This window comes from Streptomyces sp. NPDC048507, from assembly GCF_043199995.1.
Taxonomy (GTDB): Bacteria; Actinomycetota; Actinomycetes; order Streptomycetales; family Streptomycetaceae; genus Streptomyces.
Window position 1 is genome coordinate 129,933 of record NZ_JBICWZ010000008.1, and the last position, 22,929, is coordinate 152,861.

Here is a 22,929-nt window from a genome sequence, read left to right on the forward strand (position 1 = left end):
AGCTAGGCCCGGCCCCGCCCTCCCGGCCCCCGCCCAAGGGCCCGCACCCCGGGCCACAGGTCCCGTGCGGGACAGGACCGCGGGCCCCCGCCGTGGGGCCCTTTTCGGCCCCCGCGGCCCGCGGCGCGGACCTACCGTCGAAAGGGTCGGAACATCGCACGCACCCGGAGTGAGACCCATGGCGCAGACGCTGGTTGTCATCGGCCACGGCATGGTGGGACACCGCCTGCTGGAGGCCCTCGCCGAGCGCGACGCGCTCGCCGGACCGGCGGCGCGGCCGGGCGCCGGCTGGCAGGTGACCGTCCTCGCCGAAGAGCACCGCCCCGCATACGACCGCGTCCACCTCTCCGCCGCGTTCACCGGCGCGACCGCCACCGACCTGGCGCTCGGCGACCCGGACTTCTTCGAGCGGCACGGCATCGACCTGCGGCTCGGGGATCCGGCCCTGAGCATCGACACCGAGGCCCGCACCGTCACCAGCGCCGCCGGCTCAGTCCTCACCTACGACGCCCTCGTCCTGGCCACCGGCTCCTACCCCTTCGTCCCGCCCATCGACGGCGCCGACGCCGAGGGCTGCTTCACCTACCGCACCCTCGACGACGTCGAGGCCCTGACCGCCTATGCCGGCGCCGACCGCGTCCGCAGCGGCGTCGTCATCGGCGGCGGCCTGCTCGGACTGGAGGCGGCGGGCGCCCTGCGCACCCTCGGGCTCGCCACGCACGTGGTGGAGTTCGCACCCCGCCTGATGCCCCTCCAGGTCGACGACGGCGGATCCGCCGCGCTGCGCGCCACCATCGAGTCGATGGGCGTGGCCGTGCACACCGGCGTCGGCGCGGCCGGCGTCCAGGTCCGCACCGACGGCCGCGCGCAGGCCCTGCGACTGACCAGCGGCGAGGAGATCGGCGCCGACGTCGTGGTCTTCTCGGCCGGGGTCCGCCCCCGCGACCGGCTGGCCCGCGAGTGCGGACTGGCGGTCGGCGACCGGGGCGGCGTGGTCGTGGACGCGCACTGCCGCACGAGCGACCCGTACGTGTACGCGCTCGGCGAGTGCGCGCAGACCGCGGACGGCAAGGTGTACGGCCTGGTGGCACCGGGCTACCAGATGGCGGAGGCCGTGGCCGACGCACTGGCGGGCCCGGGCGAGGCGGTCTTCACCGGCGCGGACACCTCGACCAAGCTGAAGCTGATGGGAGCCGACGTGGCCTCCTTCGGTGACCCCTTCGCCCCCGAAGGCCGTGACGGGGCCGTCTCCGTCGTCTTCTCCGACGCCCGCGAGGGCGTCTACAAGAAGCTCCTGCTCGGCCCGGACGGCGCCCTGCTCGGCGGGATCCTCGTCGGCGACGCGCAGGCCTACGGCTCGCTCAAGCCGCACGCCGGCCGACAGCTGCCCGCCCCGCCCGAAGCCTTCATCCTGCCCGTGTCCGAGGGCACACCCCCGCCCGGCGCGGACGCACTGCCCGACGACGCCGTGGTGTGCTCCTGCCACAACGTCACCAAGGGCCACGTCCGGGCCGCCGTGGCCGCCGAGTCCCTCACCGACGTCGGCGGGATCAAGAAGTGCACCAAGGCGGGCTCCGGCTGCGGAGGCTGCGTCGGCACCCTCCAGGCCGTCCTGGACGCCGAGCTCGCGGCCGCGGGCATCGAGAAGCCGCGCGGGCTGTGCGAGCACTTCACCCTCACCCGCGCCGAGATCTACGGGAAGGTCCACGCCGAGCGGATCCGCAGCTTCAGCGAACTGCTGGAGGCCTACGGCGAGGGCGGCGAAGGCTGCGCCGTCTGCAAGCCGGTCGTCGCGAACGTCCTGGGCACCCTCGCCCCCGACCTCGGACTCGGCCACATCCTGGACGGAGAACAGGCCTCGCTCCAGGACTCCAACGACCTCTTCCTCGCCAACCTCCAGAAGGACGGCAGTTACTCCGTTGTCCCGCGCGTGGCCGGCGGCGAGATCACCGCCGAGCAGGTCATCGCCCTGGGCGAGATCGCCCGGGACTACGGCCTCTACACCAAGATCACCGGCGCGCAGCGGATCGGACTCTTCGGGGTCCGCAGGGAGCAGCTCCCCGACATCTGGCGCCGCCTGGGCGGAGCCGGCTTCGAGTCCGGCCAGGCCTACGGCAAGTCCCTGCGCGCCGTGAAGTCCTGCGTCGGGGCCCGTTTCTGCCGCTTCGGCCAGGGCGATTCCATCCAGCTCGCCATCGATCTGGAGCTGCGCTACCGGGGCCTGCGGACCCCCCACAAGTTCAAGGGCGGGGTCTCGGGCTGCCTGCGCGAGTGCGCCGAGGCCCGCGGCAAGGACATCGGCGTGATCGCCACCGCCAACGGCTGGAACCTCTACGTGAGCGGCAACGGCGGCGCCACCCCGCGCCACGCCGACCTGCTGGCCTCCGACCTCACCACCGCCGAACTGTTCGCGCTCGTCGACCGGTTCCTCATGTACTACATCCGCACCGGCGAACGGCTGGAGCGGACCGCCGCCTGGATCGAACGCCTGGAGGGAGGCATCGGCCACCTGCGCGAGGTCCTCATCGAGGACTCCCTCGGCATCTGCGGGGAACTCGAGGCGCAGATGGAGCGTCACGTGGCGGCCTACCAGGACGAGTGGCAGGCGGTACTGGAGGACCCCGCGGCGCTGGAGCGCTTCGCCGCGGTCGACCTCTCCGCCACCGGCCTGCCCACCGTCGACTTCGGCGGGACCGCCCTCGCCGCTGCTGCCGCCGGTACGGGTACGGACACGGCCATCGGCATGGGTGCCGGCTCGGCCCCGGCGACGGGTACGGGCACGGGGACGGGCACGGGTGTGGGCCCGGACGGGGACACGGGTACGGTCACACCGGGCCCCGTCCTGGAGCCCGGCCGGGGCCGCACCGCGGTCCTCCCCGACGGGACGCAGGCCGCCCTCTTCAAGGACCGTGCGGGCACCGTCTACGCCGTCGGCAACCGGGACCCCTTCTCCGGCGCCGACGTGATCGCCAACGGCATCATGGGTACCCGCGACGGGGTGCCCGTCGTCACCTCGCCGATGCACAAGCAGGTCTTCGACCTGCGCACCGGCATCTGCCTGGACGACCCCGAGGTTTCCCTGCCGCTGGTCGACGTCCCCTGACGGGCTGACCAACGGACCGTGGGCGATGGGACCTTGTCCTGTCGCCCACACGACGTTCGCCCCTGCCGCGAGGACCCCCAGGAGGCGGAGTCTGGATAGGTCAGGACAAATCTCAACGTTCAGGACCACGCCATGAGTTCCGCCACGCAGCAAGCGCCAGGGGTGCTCGCCGATCCGGCGCAGTACCGCCCGGGCCGCACCATTACCGACTGGACGCCGGAGGATCCGTCCTTCTGGCGCTCCACCGGCAAGAGGGTCGCCACCCGAAATCTGTGGATCGCGGTGCCGGCACTTCTGGTGGCCTTCGTGGTCTGGCAGGTCTGGAGCATCACGGCGACCAACCTCAAGGACGTCGGCTTCGGCTTTTCGCAGTCGCAGCTGTTCTGGCTGACCGCCGTTCCGGGCATCACCGGAGGCACCGCGCGGATCTTCTACACCTTCCTCGGCCCGATGATCGGGCAGCGCCGCTTCACAGCGCTTTCGACGGTGGTGCTGATCGTTCCGCTGCTGTGGCTGGGCTTCGCGGTGCAGAACACCGACACGTCCTACGGAACGATGATCGCCATCGCCGCGCTGTGCGGCATCGGCGGAGCGAACTTCTCCTCCTCGCTGGCCAACATCGGCTTCTTCTACCCCAAGCAGGAGAAGGGCAACGCAACCGGGATCAACGGCGGCCTGGGCAACCTCGGCGTCTCCGTGGTCCAGCTGCTGACCCCCATCCTGATCACCTCCTCGGTGCTGGCGATCGGCGCGGGCCAGAAGAAGGCGAACGGCACGGAGATCTACCTCCAGAACGCCGCCTTCGTGTGGGTTCCGGTCCTGATCGTGCTCGCGGCCGTGGCCTGGTTCGGCCAGAACGACCTCAAGGTCGCCTCCACCCCCTTCAGCCAGCAGAAGATCATCTTCAAGCGCAAGCACAACTGGCTGATGACCTGGCTCTACGTCGGAACCTTCGGCTCCTTCATCGGCTTCGCCGCCGCGCTTCCGCTGCTGATCAAGACGACCTTCCCGGCGTACTCGGTCGCGACGTACGCCTGGATGGGACCTGCGCTGGGCGCACTGGCCCGCTGGGCGGGCGGCTGGATCGCCGACAAGCTGGGCGGGGCCCGGGTGACCATCCTGTCCTTCGTGGGCATGGCCGCCTCGATCATCGGCGTCATCAACTTCCTGCCGGGCGGCAACGACGCCGGCTCCTTCTACGGCTTCTTCTTCTGCTTCCTCGCCGCGTTCTTCTTCTCGGGCATCGGCAACGGCTCCACCTTCCGGCAGATCCCGGTCATCTTCCGGGCCCAGCACCTGAAGGGCCTGACCGAAGGCACGCCGCAGTACGCGGCAGCGCTCAAGCAGGCGGAGATCGAGTCGGGTGCGGTGACGGGCTTCACGGCCGCCATCGCCGCGTACGGCTTCTTCTTCATCCCGGCGATGTTCGCCAACTTCGCGGTGACCAGCGCCATGTGGGGCTTCGTGGGCTTCTACGCCAGCTGTGTGGTCGTGGCCTGGTGGTTCTACGCCCGCAAGGGCGCGGAAGCACCGAGCTAACCGTCCCGCGAGCCCGCCCGGCCCCCACGCCCGGTCACCCCGCCGGGCACGCTCGGCGCGGGCCCGCGGTCCCCGGGCCGGGCCGCCGTCCTCACGGGCCGCCCCGGCAAGCTCCCGCAGGACCGGGCAGGCGCCCGCGAGGGCGAGCCGCGGGCGCAGGCCTGTCGGGCGGGCGTACGGACGCCTGCCCGCGGCGGCCGTACGCCGGCGCCGCGCGCCGTCGCCACGCCCGTCCCCCTCCCCGCGAAAGGCGCCCCCGTGCTCGGCATGTTCCTCCAGCTCGCCGTCATGGTCGCGGCCATCTGGCTCGGCTCCCGCAAGGGAGGCGTGGCCATGGGCCTGTGGGGAGCGGTCGGGGTGTTCGTGCTGGCCACCGTCTTCGGGGTGGCGCCCGCCGACATCTCCGGCATCGTGGACGTGATGCTGATCATCCTCGCGGTGATCATGGCCGCGGCCGCGATGGAAGCGGCGGGCGGCATCGACCACCTGGTGGGCCAGGCCGAGCGCGCGATCCGGCGCAACCCCCGGCGGGTCGTGTTCGTGGCGCCCCTGGTGTCCTGGGCCTTCACCCTCGGGGCCGGTACGGCGCATGTCTTCTACCCCCTCCTGCCCGTCATCCACGACGTCGCCCGCGAGGGCGGGGTACGCCCCGAGCGGCCCATCGCCGTCTCCTCCATCGCCGCCACCTTCGGCATCACCGCCTCCCCGGTCTCCGCCGCCATGGCGGCCATGATCGTGATGTTCGACGGGGACGGCTGGAACCTGCCCCGCATCATGGCCGTCGCGGTGCCGGCCACCCTGCTGGGCGTCCTCGTCGCCGCGACCGTGCAGTCCAGGGTCGGCAAGGAGCTGCACCAGGACACCGAGTACCTGCGCAGGCTGGCCGCCGGTGAGATCGAGGCCCCCGCCCCCGCCGAAGCGGGCTCGCGCCCGCCGCCGCGACCGCGGGCGCGCTGGTCCGCGTACCTCTTCCTGGCCGGGACCGTCGCCGTGGTCGTCAGCGGTCTCTTCCCCTCCCTGCGCCCCACGGCGGGCAAGGGGCCGCTGTCCATGCCGGCCACCATCGAGATCCTGATGATGGCCGTGGCCGCACTGATCCTGCTGTGCTGCGACGTCGACGCCAAGCGGATCCCCGGCACCGAAGTGGCCCGCTCGGGCCTGGTCGCCGTCATCGGCGTCTTCGGGCTGTCCTGGCTGGGCCTCTCCTTCATCGGCGCCAACGAGGCCCGGATCACCAGCGCGCTCGGCGGCATCGCACGATCCCACCCCTGGTTCTTCGCGATCATGCTGCTGCTCCTCTCCGCTCTGCTGTTCAGCCAGGCCACCACCACCAAGGCGCTGATGCCGCTCGGGCTCGCGCTCGGCATACCGGCCCCGCTCCTGATCGCGATGTGGCCCGCGGTGAACGGCTACTTCCTGCTGCCGACCTACGGAACCTTCATCGCGGCGATCAACTTCGACCGGACCGGCACCACCCGGGTCGGCCGGCTCGTCGTCAACCACTCCTTCATGCTGCCGGGGCTCGTCACGACGTGCGTCGCGGTGTCCACAGGCTTCGCGATGGTGCAGATCATCTGACCGGTCCGCTTCTGCCGACATTCTTGTGAATACATTCACAAGCGCACGATGGACCTTCGACCCCCGCGAACCCGCAGGTCAACAAGGAGACAGTCGACAAGTCGATCAAACCGGCGGGACCTTCGGCCGTCACCTCAGGACCAACGCGGCCCCAAATGATCGATCAAAAGGCGTGCAATGGAGACAAGCAATGAGGCGACTCGGAAGGTGCCGGCCATGACTGCCACCCCTGCGGAAACCACGAAGAACGGCGAGGCCTGGGAGGGCTTCAAGGGCGGTCTGTGGCGCGATGCCATCGACGTCCGCGACTTCATCCAGCAGAACTACACGCCGTACGAGGGTGACGACTCCTTCCTCGCCGGCCCCACCGAGCGCACGACCGCCGTGTGGAAGGCGATCACGGACAAGTTCCCCGAGGAGCGGGAGAAGGGCGTCTACGACGTCGCCCACGACATCCCCTCGACGATCACCGCCCACGCCCCCGGCTGGATCGACCGCGACAAGGACCTCATCGTCGGCCTCCAGACCGACGCCCCGCTCAAGCGCGCGATCATGCCGTACGGCGGCTGGCGCATGGTCGCCGGCGCCCTGGAGACCTACGGGTACCCCGTATCCCAGGACCTGGAGAAGGTCTTCACCGAGTACCGCAAGACCCACAACGCCGGCGTCTTCGACGCCTACACCCCCGAGATCCGCGCCGCCCGCAAGGCCGGCATCGTCACCGGCCTCCCGGACGCCTACGGCCGCGGCCGCATCATCGGCGACTACCGTCGCGTCGCCCTCTACGGCGTCGACCGCCTCATCGCCTTCAAGAAGGAGGAGAAGGAGGAACTCAACGCCCTCCCCGCCGGCAACCGCCCGCTGGAGGAGACGATCCGCCTGCGCGAGGAACTCTCGGAGCAGATCCGCGCCCTGGCCGAACTCAAGACGATGGCCGCCTCCTACGGCCACGACATCTCCGCCCCGGCCACCACCGGCCGCGAGGCCATCCAGTGGCTGTACTTCGCCTACCTCGCCGCCGTGAAGGAGCAGAACGGCGCCGCGATGTCCCTCGGCCGCACCTCCACCTTCATCGACGTCTACCTCCAGCGCGACATCGAAGCCGGCCTCCTCACCGAGGAGCAGGCCCAGGAACTGGTCGACGACTTCATCATCAAGCTGCGCATCGTCCGCTTCCTGCGCACCCCGGACTACGACGAGCTGTTCTCCGGCGACCCCACCTGGGTCACCGAATCCATCGCCGGCATGGGCGAAGACGGCCGGCCGCTGGTCACCAGGACCTCCTTCCGCTACCTCCAGACCCTCTACAACCTCGGCCCCGCGCCCGAGCCGAACATGACGGTCTTCTGGTCGCCCCAGCTGCCCCAGGGCTTCAAGGAGTTCTGTGCCCGCGTCTCGATCGACACCTCCTCGGTGCAGTACGAATCCGACGAGCTGATGCGCCCGCGCTTCGGCGACGACACCGCCATCGCCTGCTGCGTGTCGGCGATGCCCGTCGGCAAGCAGATGCAGTTCTTCGGCGCCCGCGTGAACCTCGCCAAGACCCTCCTCTACGCGATCAACGGCGGCCGCGACGAGAAGTCCGGCGACCAGGTCGGGCCCGAGACCGGGGCGCTCACCTCCGAGGTCCTCGACTACGACGAGGTCATGGCCAAGTTCGACGAGCAGATGGAATGGCTCGCCGCGACCTACGTCCACGCCCTCAACGTCATCCACTACATGCACGACAGGTACGCCTACGAGCGCATCGAGATGGCACTGCACGACCGCGACGTGCGCCGCACGATGGCCTGCGGCATCGCCGGCCTGTCCGTCGCCGCCGACTCCCTCTCCGCCATCAAGCACGCCAAGGTCACCGCCCTGCGCGACGAGACGGGCCTCGCCACCGACTACACCGTCGACGGCGCCTACCCGGCCTTCGGCAACAACGACGACCGCGTCGACGACATCGCCGTCTGGCTCGTCGAGGAGTTCATGAAGAAGGTCCGCAAGCACGAGACCTACCGCGGCGCCGAGCACACCCAGTCCGTCCTGACCATCACCTCGAACGTCGTCTACGGCAAGAAGACCGGCAACACGCCGGACGGACGCCGCGCCGGCGAGCCGTTCTCCCCCGGCGCCAACCCGATGAACGGACGCGACACCCACGGCTACGTCACCTCGGCGCTGTCGGTCGCGAAGCTGCCCTACGAGGACGCCGAGGACGGCATCTCGCTGACCAACACCGTCACCCCCGACGGCCTGGGCCGCACCCCCGAGGAGCGCATCAAGAACCTCGCGGGCGTCCTGGACGGCTACATGGCCAGCGACGGCTTCCACATGAACGTGAACGTCCTCAATCGCGACACGCTCATGGACGCCATGGAGCACCCGGAGAACTACCCGCAGCTCACCATCCGCGTCAGCGGATACGCGGTGAACTTCGTACGCCTCACCCGGGCGCAGCAGCTCGACGTGCTGAACCGCACGTTCCACGGCTCGCTCTGACCGAGCCCCCGGGGGCCCACGGGCCCCGTGCCCGTACGGCCCACGAAGCCGCGCGGCCCGGGGCCGGGCCCTCACCCCGGCCCCGGGACCGCGCACACCGCGCACCGCGCACCGCCCGCCGTGCACCGCACGCCGTGCACCGCACGCCGTGCACCGCACACGCCCCACGGACACCAGATCACCTCTGGAGCACCTGCCATGACCGTCCTCTTCGGTACGAGCATCCCCGTCGGCCAGGCCAACGCCACCCTCACCGGCCCCGGTGAGGGTGCCGCCCGCCGCACCGACGCCACCGCCAGCGCCTGCCAGACCCCGGCCGCCGCCGCGACCCAGCGGCCGAGCGAGGGCTCGGTGCACTCCTGGGACCTCTCCACCGGCGTGGACGGCCCCGGCACCCGCTTCGTCACCTTCCTCGCCGGCTGCCCGCTGACCTGCCTGTACTGCCACAACCCCGACACCATGCGGATGCGCAACGGCAAGCGCACCTCCGCCGACGACGTCATCGCCGAGGCGGGCAAGTACACGCGGTTCATCTCCGCGTCCGGCGGCGGCGCCACCATCTCCGGCGGCGAGCCCCTGCTCCAGCCCGTCTTCGCCGGCGAACTGCTGCACCGGATGAAGAACGACCTCGGCCTGCACACCGCCCTCGACACCTCCGGTTTCCTCGGAGCCCGGGCCACCGACGCCCTGTTGCGCGATGTCGACCTGGTGCTGCTCGACATCAAGTCCTGGGACCGGGAGACGTACAAGAAGGTCACCGGCCGGCCGCTGGAGCCCACGCTGGACTTCGCCCGCCGCCTCGCCGGCCTGGGCAAGGAGGTGCACCTGCGGTTCGTGCTGGTGCCCGGTCTCACCGACGCGCGCGAGAACATCGAGGGCGTCGCGTCCTTCGCCGCCACCCTCGGCAACGTCTCGCGGGTCGACGTACTGCCCTTCCACAAGCTGGGTGAGAGCAAGTGGCAGGCCCTGGACATGCCCTTCACGCTGCACGACACCCCGTCGCCCACCGCCGGGCAGGTCGCGGAGGCCAAGGCGCTCTTCGCCGGGCACGGGCTGAACGCCGTCTGATCCCGTTCGGCGTAACCGGAGACTCCCCAGAACGGGCTGAAACGGTACATACCACCTAGCGTGGTGCTGTGTCCGAGCCCACAGAAGTCCTCGCCGCAGCCCCGCCACCGCCCGGGGACCCCGAGACCACACCGCCGGCACGGCGGTCCGTCGCCGCACGGGCCACCCTGGCCGGCACCCTCGTTTCGCTCCTGCTCGTCGTCGCGATCGTGCTGGGCAGCCGCCTGCTGCGCGACTTCGACTCCGCGCTGCTGCCGTACGCCGTCGCCACCGTCTTCCTGGCCTTCGGCGTCGCCTACCGCTACACGGTGTGGGTCTCCGCGCCCGGCGCCCGCCGCCTCTTCAAGAAGGGCTTCGGCAGCTTCTTCTCGGTGGAGAACTTCAAGAAGGCACCCACCGCCCTGCCGAAGATGATCGCTACCTACCTCGGCTTCCAGAAGTTCCTCGGCGCCCGCTCGCGCGCCCGCTGGGCCGCCCACCAGCTCATCTTCTGGGGCTGCCTGCTGGCCGCCGCGATCACCTTCCCGCTCACCTGGGGCTGGTTCACCTTCACCTCGGACAGCGGCTCGGGTCCCGGTTACGAGATGCGGATCTGGGGCTTCAAGATCATCGGATTCGACTCGCTCAACATCGTCGGCTGGCTGATGTTCCACGGCCTGGACATCGCCGCCGTCCTCGTCATCCCCGGCGCCTGCTACTTCCTGTGGCGCCGCATGAAGGACCGCGGAGCCATCACCGGCCAGCGCTTCGCCTACGACCTGCTCCCGCTGATCTGCCTCATCGTGATCGCGGTGACCGGCCTGCTGCTGACCTTCTCGTCGATCTTCCTGCACGGCGGCGGCTACGAGTTCCTGGCCATCCTGCACATGGTGTCGGTGGTGTTCACCCTCATCTACATCCCCTTCGGGAAGTTCTTCCACATCGTCCAGCGCCCGGCCGCCGTCGGCATGCAGCTCTTCAAGTACACCGCCCGCCAGGACGACGAGATCTTCGCCTGCAAGCGCTGCGGCGAGCCCGTCGACACCGCCCCCTACGTCGAGAACCTGCGCGGGACGATGAAGGACCTGAAGCTCGGCTTCGACGCCTGGGCCGAGTACTGCCCGCGCTGCAAGCGGGTCCTGCGCGGCAACGCCTATCTGAGCCACGTCAAGAAGGGGTTCAAGTGACCGCGACGGATCCGGCCCAGCCGGCCACCCTGCCCCAGTCCCAGTCCCAGTCCCAGTCCCAGTCCCAGTCCCAGCCCCTTCCCCTCGACCCGTCGATCGCCCCGCCCGGCACCCGCAACTTCCGCGACGCCGGCGGCATCCCCGCGGACCAGTGGCACGCCGACCAGAACGGCGAGACCCTCGTCCCCACCCACTGCTGCTTCTGCGGCGTGCAGTGCGGCATGTACCTGCGGGTGGACAAGGGCGGCAAGGTCTTCGGCGTCGAACCCCGCAACCACGACATCAACCGCATGCGGCTGTGCCCCAAGGGCATCAACGCCTACCAACAGGTCAACCATCCCGACCGGCTGACCGCACCGCTGATGCGCCGCTCGCGCGACGAGGAGTTCCAGGAGGTCTCCTGGGACGAGGCCCTCGACTTCACCGTCTCCGAAGTACGGCGCATCCAGCAGGCCCACGGCAACGACGCCTTCGGACTGCTCGGCGGTGCCAGCCTGTACTCGGAGAAGACCTACCTCGTGGGGAAGTTCGGCCGGGTCGCCCTGAAGACCCGGCACGTCGACTACAACGGGCGCCTGTGCATGGTGAGCGCCGCCGGAGCCAACAAACTGGCCTTCGGCATCGACCGCGCCGCCAACCCCTTCTCCGACATCCTGCTCACCGACTGCCTGCTGATCGCCGGGTCCAACGTCGGCGAGTGCTTCCCCGTCATGACCCAGTACGTGTGGGGCGCCCGCGACCGCGGCGCCTCGCTGATCGTGGTCGACCCGCGCGAGACCGCGGTCGCCCGCACGGCCGACGTACACGTCGCCCTCAAACCCGGTACCGACTCGGCCTTCTTCAACTCGGTCCTCCACGTGATCGTCGCCGAGGGCCTCACGGACGAGGCCTACCTCGCGGCGCACACCACCGGCTGGGAAGAGGTCCGCCGGACGGTGCAGGACTACCCGCCCGCACGGTCGGCCGCGATCTGCGGGATCCCGGAGGAACAGATCGTCCAGGTGGCCCGGATGTTCGGCCGGGCCGGCCGGGCCATGGCCTTCCACGCCCGCGGCGTCGAGCACCACTCGCAGGGCGTCGAGAACTGCCTCTCGATCATCAACATGTGCGTGGCCACCGGGAACCTCGGCAAACCGGGAGCCGGCTACGGCACCATCACCGGCCAGGGCAACGGTCAGGGCGGCCGCGAACACGGACAGAAGTCCGACCTGCTGCCCGGCGGGCGTTCCATCATGAACGAGGAGCACCGACGCCAGATCTGCCGCATCTGGGGCATCGAGGAGTCCGAACTCCCGGTGGCCGGAACCTCCATGATGGAGATGGTCTGGCAGATGCAGCGCCAGGAGATCCGCGGCCTCATCGGCATCTGCAACAACCCCTTCGTCTCCCTGCCCAACTACCAGGTGGTCAAGGAGGGGTACGACACGCTCGAATTCCATGCGCAGTTCGACTTCTTCCTCTCAGAGACCGCCAACAACGCACATGTCGTCTTTCCGGTCACCGTCTGGGCGGAGGACGAGGGCGTCATGGCCAACACCGAGGCGCGCGTCGTCAAGCACAACAAGGCGCAGGAGCCGCCCGCCGGCGTCCGCACCGACACCTGGGTGATGTGCGAACTCGCCCGCCGCCTCGGCGCCGGGGACAAGTTCGACTTCGCCGGCTCCCGCGAGGTGTTCGAGGAGCTGCGGATCGCCTCCGCCGGCACCGTGAACGACTACTACGGGATCACGTACGAGCGCCTGGAGGAGACCGGCGGGATCATGTGGCCCTGCCCCTCCACCGACCACCCCGGTACTCCGCGGCTGTTCGAGGGCGGCAAGACGTACCACCCCGACGGGAAGATCCACCTGCAGGTCGTCGAGTGGCACGCGCCGATGGACCCGTACACCGAGGAGTACCCGCTCTCGCTCACCACCGGGCGGACCGTCGCGCACTTCCTGTCCGGGAACCAGACGCGCCGCCTGGGCGCACTCGTCGAGCAGACCCCGCGCCCCTGGGTGGAGGTCCACCCCTCGCACGGGTTCCGCGACGGAGACCCCGTCCGCGTCGTCACCCGTCGCGGCAGCGAGGTGTTCCCCGCGCTGGTCACCGAGGCCATCCGGCCCGACACCGTCTTCATCCCGTACCACTGGCCCTACCCGACGGCCGCGAACGCCCTGACCGTCGACGCCCTCGACCCCCGCTCGAAGATCCCCGAGTACAAGGTCTGCGCCGCCAGGATCGAGGCCGCCGGGCAGGTCGACGAGGTGCCGGCGCCGCCCATGCCGCCCGGACAGCAGGCCTACCCCGAGGCCCAGGGCTCCCGCACCGACCCCCTGCCGCCCACGTCCTCCCAGGGGCGTGGCACGGCGGAGAGGAGCTGACGCGCCATGATGGGCCGCACGATCTTCATCGACCCGGGCCGGTGCATCGGCTGCCAGGCCTGCGTCTCCGCCTGCCGCGAATGCGACTCGCACCGCGGCAAGTCGATGATCCACCTGGACTACACCGACCACGGCCAGTCCGTGGCCTCGCTGCCGACCGTGTGCATGCACTGCGAGGACCCGGTCGCGCCCTGCGCCGAGGTCTGCCCCGCCGACGCGATCCTCGTGACCGCCGACGGAGTGGTCCAGCAGGCCGACACCACCCGCTGCATCGGCTGCGCCAACTGCGTCAACGCCTGCCCCTTCGGGGTCCCGAAGATCGACCTCCAGGCGAAGCTCCAGATGAAGTGCAACCTCTGCTACGACCGCACCGCCTACGGCCTGGCTCCCATGTGTGCCACCGTCTGCCCGACCGGGGCCCTCTTCTACGGAACCCTCGAAGAGCTCCAGGCCGAACGGCCCGGCGTCCAGGTCGCCGACTCCTTCGTCTTCGGCGACGTCATGGTCAGCACCGGCGTGGCGATGGTCGTACCCGCCGACAAGGTCCAGTGGCCCGTACCCGGCGGGCTGCCCATCGTCGAGGTGAACGGAGTGGACGTCCGATGAGCGTCACCGAACAGCCCGCTCCCGCGCCGGGCCAGGATCCCGGCGGCGACGCCGCCGCCGAGCAGCTGCGCGACCGGATCAGCGCCGATTCCCTCACCACCCGCCGCGACTACCTGCGCATCGTCGCCACCGTCTCCGGTGGCCTCGCCATCGGCGGAGTCGGCGTCGCCGCCGGCATCCTGCACCGGCACGGCGACAGCGAGACGCTGCCCGCACCGAAAAAGGTCACCGACCGGCTGGCACCGGGTCAGTCCATCGCCTTTCGGTATCCCGGCGAAGAGGACCGGGCCCTCGCGGTCCGGCTCGGCGACGGCAGCCTCTTCGGCTACTCGGCGGTCTGCACCCACCTGGCCTGCGCCGTCCTCTGGCGCGAGGACCGGGGCCCCGAGGGGGAGCTCTACTGCCCCTGCCACGAAGGCGTCTTCAGCGCACGCACCGGCGAGGTGACGGCCGGCCCGCCACCTCGCCCGCTGCCCCGGATCCTGCTGACCGAGCTGGCGGACGGCAGCGTCTGGGCCACGGCCACCGCCCGGTCGGGAGAGCCGCTCAAGGACGCCCTGTGCCGGCAGTTCGGCGACTCCCACCCCGACGCCTCGCGCCAGCTGGGCTGCCCCGGAGCGGCCCGCACCGCCGGCACCGCGCGCACTACCGGCACCGCGCGCACCACCGGCGCCACCGAAAGCGGGCGGACATGAGCGAAGCCCAGCCCCCTCCCCGCCCCGACTACCGCCCGGGCAGCGCCGACGCCCGCCTGAACCGGCCCGTACGCGAGCGGTACCCGCAGATCCGCCCCACCAGCGGCTACGGCGACCCGCGCGTCCGGCACACCGGCCCCGGCCCGGGTGCCGGCACGGAACAGGAGCCGGAACGCTCCTCCAAGCTCAACGCCCGACTGGCCCTGGCCCTCACCGTCGTGATCGGACAGCTCTGGGCGCTGACCGTGACCGTCAACGAGTGGATGGAGGGCAACACCGCCACGGCCTGGTGGGGGGCGGGATTCCTGATCCTGTCCTTCCTCGCCGTGATCGGCCTCTGGCTCCTCGACCCGAAGGACCGATGACCATGTCCATCCGCACCAACGGCGGCTCCTCGGTGCGCTCGCACCGAGCCGAGACCTACAAGCCCGGCGCCACCATCGGGGACTGGCGTCCCGAGGACGACGGCTTCTGGCAGTCCACCGGCCGGCGGGTCGCCCAGCGCAACCTCTGGGTCTCCATTCCGGCCCTGATGCTCGGCTTCGTGGTCTGGCAGGTCTGGTCGGTCACCGTCGTCAAGCTGAACGACGTCGGCTTCGGCTTCTCCAAGTCGCAGCTGTTCTGGCTGACCGCCATCCCCGGCATCACCGGCGGCACCTTCCGGATCCTGTACACCTTCATCGGGCCGATCTTCGGCGAGCGGAAGTTCACGGCCTTCAGCACGATCATCCTGGTCGCCCCCATGCTGTGGCTGGGCTTCGCGCTCCAGGACAACTCCACGCCCTACTGGGAGCTGGCGCTCATCGCGGCCGTCTGCGGGATCGGCGGCGCCAACTTCGCCTCCTCCATGGCCAACATCGGCTTCTTCTTCCCCAAACGGGAGAAGGGCAGCGCCAACGGCCTCAACGGAGGTCTCGGCAACCTCGGTGTGAGCGTGGTCCAGCTGGTCGCGCCCCTGGTGGTCACCGCCGCCGTCCTGGGCGCCCCCGCGGGCGGACCGCAGCACGACGCGAAGAAGAACACGGACATCTGGCTGCAGAACGGCGCGTTCCTGTGGGTCCCGCTGCTGGTGATCATGGCGCTGCTGGCCTGGTTCCTGATGAACGACCTCAAGGTGGCAGCGGCCCCCTTCAGCGAGCAGAAGATCATCTTCAAGCGCAAGCACAACTGGCTGATGACCTGGCTCTACGTCGGCACCTTCGGGTCCTTCATCGGCTTCGCCGCCGGCCTGCCCCTCCTGATCAAGAACAACTTCGAGGCGCAGGGTTACCAGGCCACCACCTACGCCTGGATCGGCCCATTCATCGGCGCCCTCATGCGCTGGGCCGGAGGCTGGCTCTCCGACAAGATCGGCGGCGCCAGAGTGACCATGCTGTCCTTCGTCGGCATGGCGGCCTCCCTGGTGGTCGTGATCTTCGCGCTTCCCGCGGGCAGCGACCAGGGCAGCTTCTGGGCGTTCTTCATCGGCTTCCTGGCGGCCTTCGCCTTCTCCGGGCTGGGCAACGGCTCGACCTTCCGCCAGATCCCGGTCATCTTCCGGGACCAGCACATGCGCCAGGCCGAGGGCCAGGGCCCCGAGGGGCAGGCGGCCGCGCTGAAGCAGTCGGAGATGGAGTCGGGCGCCGTCACGGGCTTCTCCTCCGCCATCGCCGCCTACGGCTTCTTCTTCATCCCGGCGATGTTCGCGGCCATGGCCGTCACCAACGCGCTGTGGCTGTTCATCGGCTTCTACGCGACCTGCCTCGTCGTGTGCTGGTGGTTCTACGCGCGCAAGGGCGCGGAAGCCCCCAGCTGACCGGAGCGGGCGGCGGGGGCGGCCGTACTCTGGAGGCATGAGCACCTCCGCCGCCCCCGACCCGCGTCCCGAACCCGCCGCGACCCCGCATCCGGCGCCGAAGCCGGACCCGAAGCCCAGGCCGAAGCTGGTCTTCGACGACCCGCTGGACCAGCAGTCCTCGGACGACACCGACCGGGGCTGGGGCGAGCGGCCGGCCGCCGGCGGCAGCGCGGCCGACCTGGCCCGCTTCCTCGACGAGAAGCCCCCGCACCACATCTGATCCGGCGGACCGGTCAGAACGCGTCGCGCGTGCCCGAAGCCGCTCCGCCGCCGCCGTTCGGACCCCGCTGCGCCACCAGGGCGTCGCGGATCTCCTTGAGGACCTCCAGCTCGGTGATCTCCATGGTCTCCTTCACGCCCTCCTTGGCCTTGCGGCGCGCCTCCTGCCGGGCGAGGTACTTCGCCATGGGCAGGACCATCAGGAAGTAGACGACCGCGGCGGTGATCAGGAAGGTCAGCGTGGCGTTGAGCACCGACCCCCACAGGATGCGGACGCCGGTCGGCTCGCCCGCCGCGTCGACCCCACAGGGATCCTTCAGACACGAGGTGTAGGCATCCAGACTTTTGGTGCCGATGGCGCCCACGATCGGGGCGATGATCCCCTTCACGATCGAGTTCACGATGTTCGTGAACGCGGCGCCGATGACCACGGCCACCGCCAGGTCGACCACGTTGCCGCGCATCAGGAAGGCCTTGAAGCCCGCCAGGACGCTCTCCTTCTTCTTCTCGCTCACCACTGAGCCTTTCTTCGGAACTGCCGAACACGGAGCCAACGGTTCCGAAAACTACGGCAGTTTGGGCCCGTCCTGTCCAATCGATGCCCACCTCAAGGTGATTCGACTGGGCGTACGTGCGAATCAGCACAACGTCACCGCCAGCCGAGCCGCCGCACCCGCTCCCACGAGAGCCCGTGCGGTGTCCCGGGGGACGGACAGCACCACCAGGGCGCCACCGTCCCCGATGCCCTGGTTCACGTCCGGTGCGGGCACCTCGGAGACCCGGGCACCCTCCGCCACCACGCGGTGCGGCCCGCTGCGCTCGGCGGCGACCACGTCCACCCGGTCGCCGGGACGCAGCAACCGCACGGTGGCCGCGTCGGCGATGCGTACCGGGGCCGACACCATGCGTACGACGGCCGGCGGCGGCTTCACCGCGGGCGGCGCCGCGATCCGGGAGGCGCGGGCCTCCGTACCGCCCACCGCCAGGGCGGCCGCCACCACGGCCAGTCCGGCCGCCGTGAGTCGCCTCTTGCGGCGCACCGCACGGCGCAGCCGGCCACCGGCCCGGCTCACGCGCACGGGAGCGAAGGCCGGGACGGTGTGCCCGGGCGGGCACGTCGAAGACGAAGGAGTGGAGGAGCCGGGCGAAGAGGGTGTGCAGGGTGAGCACGAGGAGGCCCTGGACATGGTGAGCACCGCCGAACTGGTCGAGTTCCGGAGTCCGGACCCAGCGCCCGGACACCCTTCACCATCGACCGCCCGGCCGGATCGTGCTCGAACCTGTGGACGATCCCCAGCCTGTGGACAACTCCGTCACCCTCACGTGGGACGCGTGCGGTGCGCGGAATCCCGTCGGCCCCGTGCCCCGGCGCCCTGCGTCCCGCGCTCCGCTACGGCAGTTCGATGCCCAGGTCCCAGCCGTCGTGGGCGTGGGTGCACAGGCAGGCGCGGGATTCCGTCGGGGGAAGTGCCGCGACCGCGTCGAAGAGCACCTCGCGCAGCCGGCCCACGTTCTCGCCGAACACCTTCAGAACCTCCGTGTGGGACACGCCCTCGCCCGTCTCGGCGCCCGCGTCCAGGTCCGTGACCAGGGCCATCGAGGTGTAGCAGAGGCCCAGCTCGCGTGCGAGGACCGCCTCCGGGTGTCCGGTCATGCCGACCACCGACCAGCCGGCCGCCGCGTGCCACCGCGACTCGGCCCTCGTGGAGAACCGGGGTCCCTCCACGACGACCATCGTGCCGCCGTCCACCGGTTCCCAGCCGCGTTCCCGCGCCGCCGCGAGCGCCACGGAGCGCCCGACGGGGCAGTACGGATCGGCGAAGGTGGTGTGCACGACGTTGGGGACGGTGCCGTCCGGCAGCGGCTCCCCGTCGAAGTAGGTCTGCGCACGGGACTTCGTACGGTCGACCAGCTGGTCCGGGACCAGCAGCGTGCCCGGTCCGTACTCGGCGCGCAGACCACCCACCGCACACGGGCCAAGCACCTGGCGCACGCCGACCGAGCGCAGCGCCCACAGGTTCGCCCGGTAATTGATCTTGTGCGGGGGCACGGTGTGACTGCGCCCGTGCCGTGGCAGGAAGGCGATCTTGCGCCCGGCCAGCTCGCCGACGTACAGGCAGTCGCTCGGGGGCCCGTACGGGGTCTCCACCTGAATCTCGGAGACGTCCTCAAGGAAGGAGTAGAAGCCCGAGCCGCCGATGACACCGATCTCTGCGTTCACCATGGCGCCACCCTAACCGGGCACGCGCAAGGCCCCGCAGCCCAGGAGGGCGTGCGGGGCCTTACGGAAAACGGAAGACGTACGGGTCAGGCGGCGGACGTCGAGCCGGCGCCGGCGCTGCTGCTGCCGCCCGTGCCGGACGACGACGTCGAGGAGGACGCGGCGGCAGGCGCGGCGGCGGTCGACGTCGAGGACGAAGACGACGGCTTCGAGGCAGGCGTGCTGCTCGACGAAGCGCCACGGCTGTCGTTCCGGTAGAAACCGGATCCCTTGAAGACGATGCCGACGGCGGAGAACACCTTCTTCAGGCGTCCGTCGCAGTTCGGGCACACGGTCAGTGCGTCATCGGTGAACTTCTGCACGGCCTCAAGGCCCTCACCGCACTCGGTGCACTGGTACTGGTAGGTCGGCACGAATTTCCTCCTGGCACTCTGACTCAATGAGTGCTAACGACGCTCCATGGTGACGTATTCCGGCGGATCAGTCCACCGTCACAGGCTGGCGGTGACCGATGCCACGCTCGTTCACCCGGTTACGGGTGCTCTGGGCGGGGGCCGGCGCGGCCACCGGAGCGGACGCGTTCACGATCCGGCTCGGCGCCGTCGGGGTCAGCTTCGAGCGCAGGGCCAGCAGGGTGACGAGGGCGAGCGCCGTGGCGACCAGGGGCACGAGGAAGCCGTACGAGGACCCGTGCGCGTCCGTCAGACGGCCGGCCAGGGTCACGGCGCCGGCCTGTCCGAAGGCGACCGCGCCGGTCAGCCAGGTGAAGGCTTCGGTGCGCGAGGCGGCCGGGATGAGCTGCTCGATCATCGTGTAGCCGGTGATCAGGGCGGGGGCGATGCACAGGCCGACGACCAGGCCGAGCGCGCCCAGCAGGATCATCGAGTGCGCGGCCCACAGCACGGACGCGGCGGCGGTGAGGCCGACGTAGCCCGCGATCAGGCGGCGACGGGGGCCGATCTTCCAGGCGATGGCACCCATGGCGATGCCCGCGGTCATGTTGCCGGCGGCGAAGACGCCGTACAGCAGGCCGTTGGCGCCCGGGTTGCCGATCTCGTTGGAGAAGGCGGCGAGCGAGACCTGCATGCCGCCGAAGACGGCGCCGATGCCGATGAAGGCGACGATCAGGACGCGCAGTCCCGGGAAGGACAGCGCGGAGGCGTGCTTCTCGCCGCCGGCCAGGGCCGCGGCGGGCTTCGGCTCGCTGGAGCGCTGCGCGGCGAAGAAGAGGCCGCCGAGCAGGGTCAGGGCCGCTTCGGTGGCCAGGCCGGCCGCCGGGTGGATGCCGGTGCACAGGGCGGTGGCGAGCACGGGGCCGACGACGAAGGTGAACTCGTCGGTGACAGACTCGAACGCGGCCGCGGTCGGCAGCAGCGGGGAGCCCTCCAGCTTGGCCGCCCAGCGGGACCGGACCATGGGCCCGACCTGCGGGACGGATGCGCCGGCCGGGACGGCGGCCAGCGCGAGCGCCCACAGCGGGGCGCCGAGCAGGGCCAGCGCGGTCAGTGCGACGACCGCGGTGGCGTGTACGAGGACGACCGGTACGAGGACGGCGCTCTGGCCGCGGCGGTCGGTGAACTTGCCCATGACCGGGGCGGAGAGGGCCATGGAGACGCCGGTGACGGCGGCGACGATGCCGGCGTCGCCGTAGGAGCCGGTGGCGTGCTGCACGAGCAGCAGGATGCTGATGGTCAGCATGCCGAACGGCAGGCGGGCGGCGAAGCCGGGGAGGACGAAGCCCAGGGCGCCGGGCGTGCGCAGCAGCTGCCCGTAGCCGGGCCGGGTGGTCGGGGCGGACTTGTCGGTCGTGACCGCGGATGTCACGGCCTGGCCTTTCCGCTGCCTGGTAGAGCGTCCCCGTCTGCGGACGATGCGCCGCCTTGTGAGCGACCGCACCCGTACATGTGGGAGCCCCGAGAGCTGTCCTCTTGCGCAGAACCGAGTGATACCTGGGCGCCCACTGCGGGAGGGTGCCACGGCCGCTTTGCGGTCGCGCCAGCTCTGCGTCAGGCAGAGTTGGTTCGATCTGGTGTGCCTTCATCGTACAGGGGAATCCCGTAGCACGCCCTGTGATTACGGTGACAACTCATGTCTTCACCTGCGATTAACTGGAGCTTCGCATTCCAGACCCCAGAAATGGGCTCAAAGAAGGTCACACACCACCGAAATTGGCCGAATTAGAACGGTGCTCTAAATCGCGACGGTCGCGAAAGTCGACAAATACGTCACCCTCCGCAACCGCGAGCGGCCGCCGCGTTCTCCCGCCTGACACGACCGGAATGCCTCCGGCCCGCCCGCCGACGGCCCGTTCCGATTCGGGACGACGGGGCCGGACCAGCCGCGGACCAGCAACGCGCCGGCCGCGGACCGGCAACGCACCAGCCGCGGACCGGCAGCGCACCAGCCGCGGACCGGCAGCGCGCCGGCGGCGGGTGCCGCCGCGCCGCCGACCGCCGGGGCCCGTCACAGTGACGTTCCGCCACCCGTGCCCAGCCACCCCGCCAGCTTGCCGCCGCGCGCCACCGCCCGCAGCCGGGCCTCGGCCGCGTCGCGTACCGGGTCGGTGGCCACCACCAGCAGCTCGTCCCCCCGGCGCAGCACCGTCGACGGCGCCGGCACGAAGCTCTTCGCGTCCCGGACCACCAGCGTCACCGACGCCCCCGCCGGCAGGCGCAGCTCGCTGACCTCCACGCCGTGCATGCGCGAGGCTGGCGGGATGGAGAAGGAGAGCAGGTGGCCGCGGAGCTTCTCCAGCGGCGCCGATTCGATCCCGAGGTCGGCCGCGCCCTCGTCCGTGTCGCCCAGCTCCAGCTTGCGGGCCAGCCAAGGCAGCGTCGGCCCCTGCACCAGCGTGTAGACGACGACCAGCACGAAGACGATGTTGAAGACGCGGTCGCTGCCCTCGATCCCGGTCACCATCGGAATGGTCGCCAGGATGATGGGGACGGCGCCGCGCAGCCCCGCCCACGACATCAGGGCCTGTTCCTGCCAGGGGACCCGGAAGGGCAGGAGGCTGACGAACACCTCCAGCGGCCGCGCCACCATCGTGAGCACCAGTCCGATGATCACGGCGGGCCAGAAGTCGTGCACCAGCTCGTGCGGGGTGACCAGCAGACCCAGCAGCACGAACATGCCGATCTGCGCGATCCAGCCCAGCCCGTCGGCGAACCCGCGCGTGGCGGGCCAGTGCGGCAGCTTCGCGTTGCCGAGGACCATCGCCGCCAGGTACACCGCGAGGAATCCGGAGCCGTGCGCCATCGCGCCGGCCGCGTACGCCGCCACGGCTATCGCCATCACCGCGATCGGGTACAGGCCCGAGGCGGGCAGGGCCACGTGACGCAGTCCGTACGCCCCCAGGAAGCCCACCGTCAGGCCTATCGCCGCGCCGATGGCCAGCTCGAGTGCGATCTTGCCGAGCAGTACGTACCAGTCGTCCACCGGACCGACCGTCGCGAAGGCGACCACCAGGATGACGACGGGGGCGTCGTTGAAGCCGGACTCGGCCTCCAGCACGCCCGTCACCCGCGCGGGCAGCGGGACCTTGCGCAGCACCGAGAAGACGGCCGCGGCGTCGGTCGAGGAGACGACCGCACCGATCAGCAGGGCCTGCCGCCATTCCAGTCCGACCAGGTAGTGCGCGCCGGCGGCCGTGACGCCCACGCTGACCGCCACCCCCACCAGCGACAGCACGATCGCGGCCGGCAGCGCCGGTTTGATCTCTTTCCACTTGGTGCCCAGACCGCCCTCGGCGAGGATCACGACGAGCGCGGCATAACCGATGACCTGCGTCAGCTCGGCATTGTCGAATACGACGTTGCCGATGCCGTCCTGGCCTATCGCTATGCCTATGCCGAGGTAGATGAGCAGGCTGGGGAGGCCGCTGCGTGAGGAGATGCGCACCGCGGCGACCGCGACGAGCAGCACGAGCGAACAGACCAGCAGAAGCTCGTTGAGCGTGTGGACAGTCAGCGGGCGGCCCTTTCCTCAGAGCGCCTGACGGATCGGCGGATCGTTCCTTCCGGCGGCGCGTCCGGCAAGTTACTTCGT

The 22,929-nt window shown here is 70.5% G+C and carries 18 protein-coding genes; 12 read left to right on the forward strand and 6 right to left on the reverse strand.

Annotation, left to right across the window (positions count from 1 at the left end):
- Positions 1-178 precede the first annotated feature (178 nt).
- The 12 genes from nirB to ACGFXC_RS23145 all read left to right on the forward strand — a co-directional run bounded on the left by nirB (position 179) and on the right by ACGFXC_RS23145 (position 16,662).
- Entirely contained in the window at positions 179-3,103 is a 2,925-nt protein-coding gene (gene nirB / locus ACGFXC_RS23090; protein ID WP_393715601.1) for a nitrite reductase large subunit NirB, read from the forward strand.
- A gap of 132 nt (positions 3,104-3,235) precedes the next feature.
- On the forward strand, positions 3,236-4,642 hold the full coding sequence (locus ACGFXC_RS23095; RefSeq protein WP_393715603.1) for an MFS transporter: 1,407 nt from the start codon (positions 3,236-3,238) through the stop codon (positions 4,640-4,642).
- Positions 4,643-4,909: 267 nt separating this feature from the next.
- On the forward strand, positions 4,910-6,220 hold the full coding sequence (locus ACGFXC_RS23100; RefSeq protein ID WP_393715879.1) for an anaerobic C4-dicarboxylate transporter family protein: 1,311 nt from the start codon (positions 4,910-4,912) through the stop codon (positions 6,218-6,220).
- Between the two features lie 216 nt (positions 6,221-6,436).
- On the forward strand, positions 6,437-8,707 hold the full coding sequence (pflB, locus tag ACGFXC_RS23105; RefSeq protein WP_393715605.1) for a formate C-acetyltransferase: 2,271 nt from the start codon (positions 6,437-6,439) through the stop codon (positions 8,705-8,707).
- 198 nt (positions 8,708-8,905) lie between these two features.
- On the forward strand, positions 8,906-9,775 hold the full coding sequence (gene pflA, locus ACGFXC_RS23110) for a pyruvate formate-lyase-activating protein (protein WP_393715607.1): 870 nt from the start codon (positions 8,906-8,908) through the stop codon (positions 9,773-9,775).
- A gap of 68 nt (positions 9,776-9,843) precedes the next feature.
- Positions 9,844-10,941 (forward strand): MFS transporter, encoded by a 1,098-nt coding sequence (locus ACGFXC_RS23115; RefSeq protein WP_393715608.1) that lies wholly within the window; start codon positions 9,844-9,846, stop codon positions 10,939-10,941.
- A 29-nt stretch (positions 10,942-10,970) separates the two neighbouring features.
- Entirely contained in the window at positions 10,971-13,304 is a 2,334-nt protein-coding gene (locus tag ACGFXC_RS23120; RefSeq protein WP_393715881.1) for a molybdopterin oxidoreductase family protein, read from the forward strand.
- Positions 13,305-13,310: 6 nt separating this feature from the next.
- On the forward strand, positions 13,311-13,910 hold the full coding sequence (locus ACGFXC_RS23125; RefSeq protein ID WP_393715610.1) for a 4Fe-4S dicluster domain-containing protein: 600 nt from the start codon (positions 13,311-13,313) through the stop codon (positions 13,908-13,910).
- Positions 13,907-14,605 carry a ubiquinol-cytochrome c reductase iron-sulfur subunit gene (locus ACGFXC_RS23130; protein WP_393715612.1) on the forward strand — a complete coding sequence of 233 codons (699 nt, stop codon included), beginning with the start codon at positions 13,907-13,909 and terminating at the stop codon, positions 14,603-14,605. The genes ACGFXC_RS23125 and ACGFXC_RS23130 overlap by 4 nt, the downstream gene beginning before the upstream one ends.
- A complete protein-coding gene (locus tag ACGFXC_RS23135) occupies positions 14,602-14,970 on the forward strand; it encodes a DUF6755 family protein (protein WP_393715613.1) in 369 nt (122 codons plus the stop codon). Before ACGFXC_RS23130 ends, ACGFXC_RS23135 begins: the two co-directional genes overlap by 4 nt.
- The gene (locus ACGFXC_RS23140; RefSeq protein ID WP_393715615.1) at positions 14,967-16,400 is read left to right on the forward strand and encodes a NarK family nitrate/nitrite MFS transporter; all 1,434 of its coding nucleotides are present in this window, start codon (positions 14,967-14,969) and stop codon (positions 16,398-16,400) included. The genes ACGFXC_RS23135 and ACGFXC_RS23140 overlap by 4 nt, the downstream gene beginning before the upstream one ends.
- Positions 16,401-16,437: 37 nt before the next feature.
- Positions 16,438-16,662 carry a hypothetical protein gene (locus tag ACGFXC_RS23145; RefSeq protein ID WP_393715617.1) on the forward strand — a complete coding sequence of 75 codons (225 nt, stop codon included), beginning with the start codon at positions 16,438-16,440 and terminating at the stop codon, positions 16,660-16,662.
- Between the two features lie 13 nt (positions 16,663-16,675).
- Here ACGFXC_RS23145 and mscL read toward each other — a convergent pair whose 3' ends face one another.
- The 6 genes from mscL to ACGFXC_RS23175 all read right to left on the reverse strand — a co-directional run bounded on the left by mscL (position 16,676) and on the right by ACGFXC_RS23175 (position 22,806).
- Positions 16,676-17,176 carry a large conductance mechanosensitive channel protein MscL gene (mscL, locus tag ACGFXC_RS23150; protein ID WP_393715619.1) on the reverse strand — a complete coding sequence of 167 codons (501 nt, stop codon included), beginning with the start codon at positions 17,174-17,176 and terminating at the stop codon, positions 16,676-16,678.
- 123 nt (positions 17,177-17,299) lie between these two features.
- Complete coding sequence (locus tag ACGFXC_RS23155; protein WP_393715621.1) at positions 17,300-17,734, reverse strand: hypothetical protein; 435 nt, start codon at positions 17,732-17,734, stop codon at positions 17,300-17,302.
- A 317-nt stretch (positions 17,735-18,051) separates the two neighbouring features.
- Positions 18,052-18,885 carry an S-methyl-5'-thioadenosine phosphorylase gene (locus ACGFXC_RS23160; RefSeq protein ID WP_393715622.1) on the reverse strand — a complete coding sequence of 278 codons (834 nt, stop codon included), beginning with the start codon at positions 18,883-18,885 and terminating at the stop codon, positions 18,052-18,054.
- Between the two features lie 83 nt (positions 18,886-18,968).
- Positions 18,969-19,295 (reverse strand): FmdB family zinc ribbon protein, encoded by a 327-nt coding sequence (locus ACGFXC_RS23165; RefSeq protein ID WP_393715624.1) that lies wholly within the window; start codon positions 19,293-19,295, stop codon positions 18,969-18,971.
- A gap of 67 nt (positions 19,296-19,362) precedes the next feature.
- Positions 19,363-20,706, reverse strand: a complete 1,344-nt coding sequence (locus ACGFXC_RS23170) for an MFS transporter (protein WP_393715626.1) — start codon at positions 20,704-20,706, stop codon at positions 19,363-19,365.
- A gap of 639 nt (positions 20,707-21,345) precedes the next feature.
- A complete protein-coding gene (locus tag ACGFXC_RS23175) occupies positions 21,346-22,806 on the reverse strand; it encodes a potassium/proton antiporter (protein ID WP_393715628.1) in 1,461 nt (486 codons plus the stop codon).
- Between the last annotated feature and the right edge of the window lie 123 nt (positions 22,807-22,929).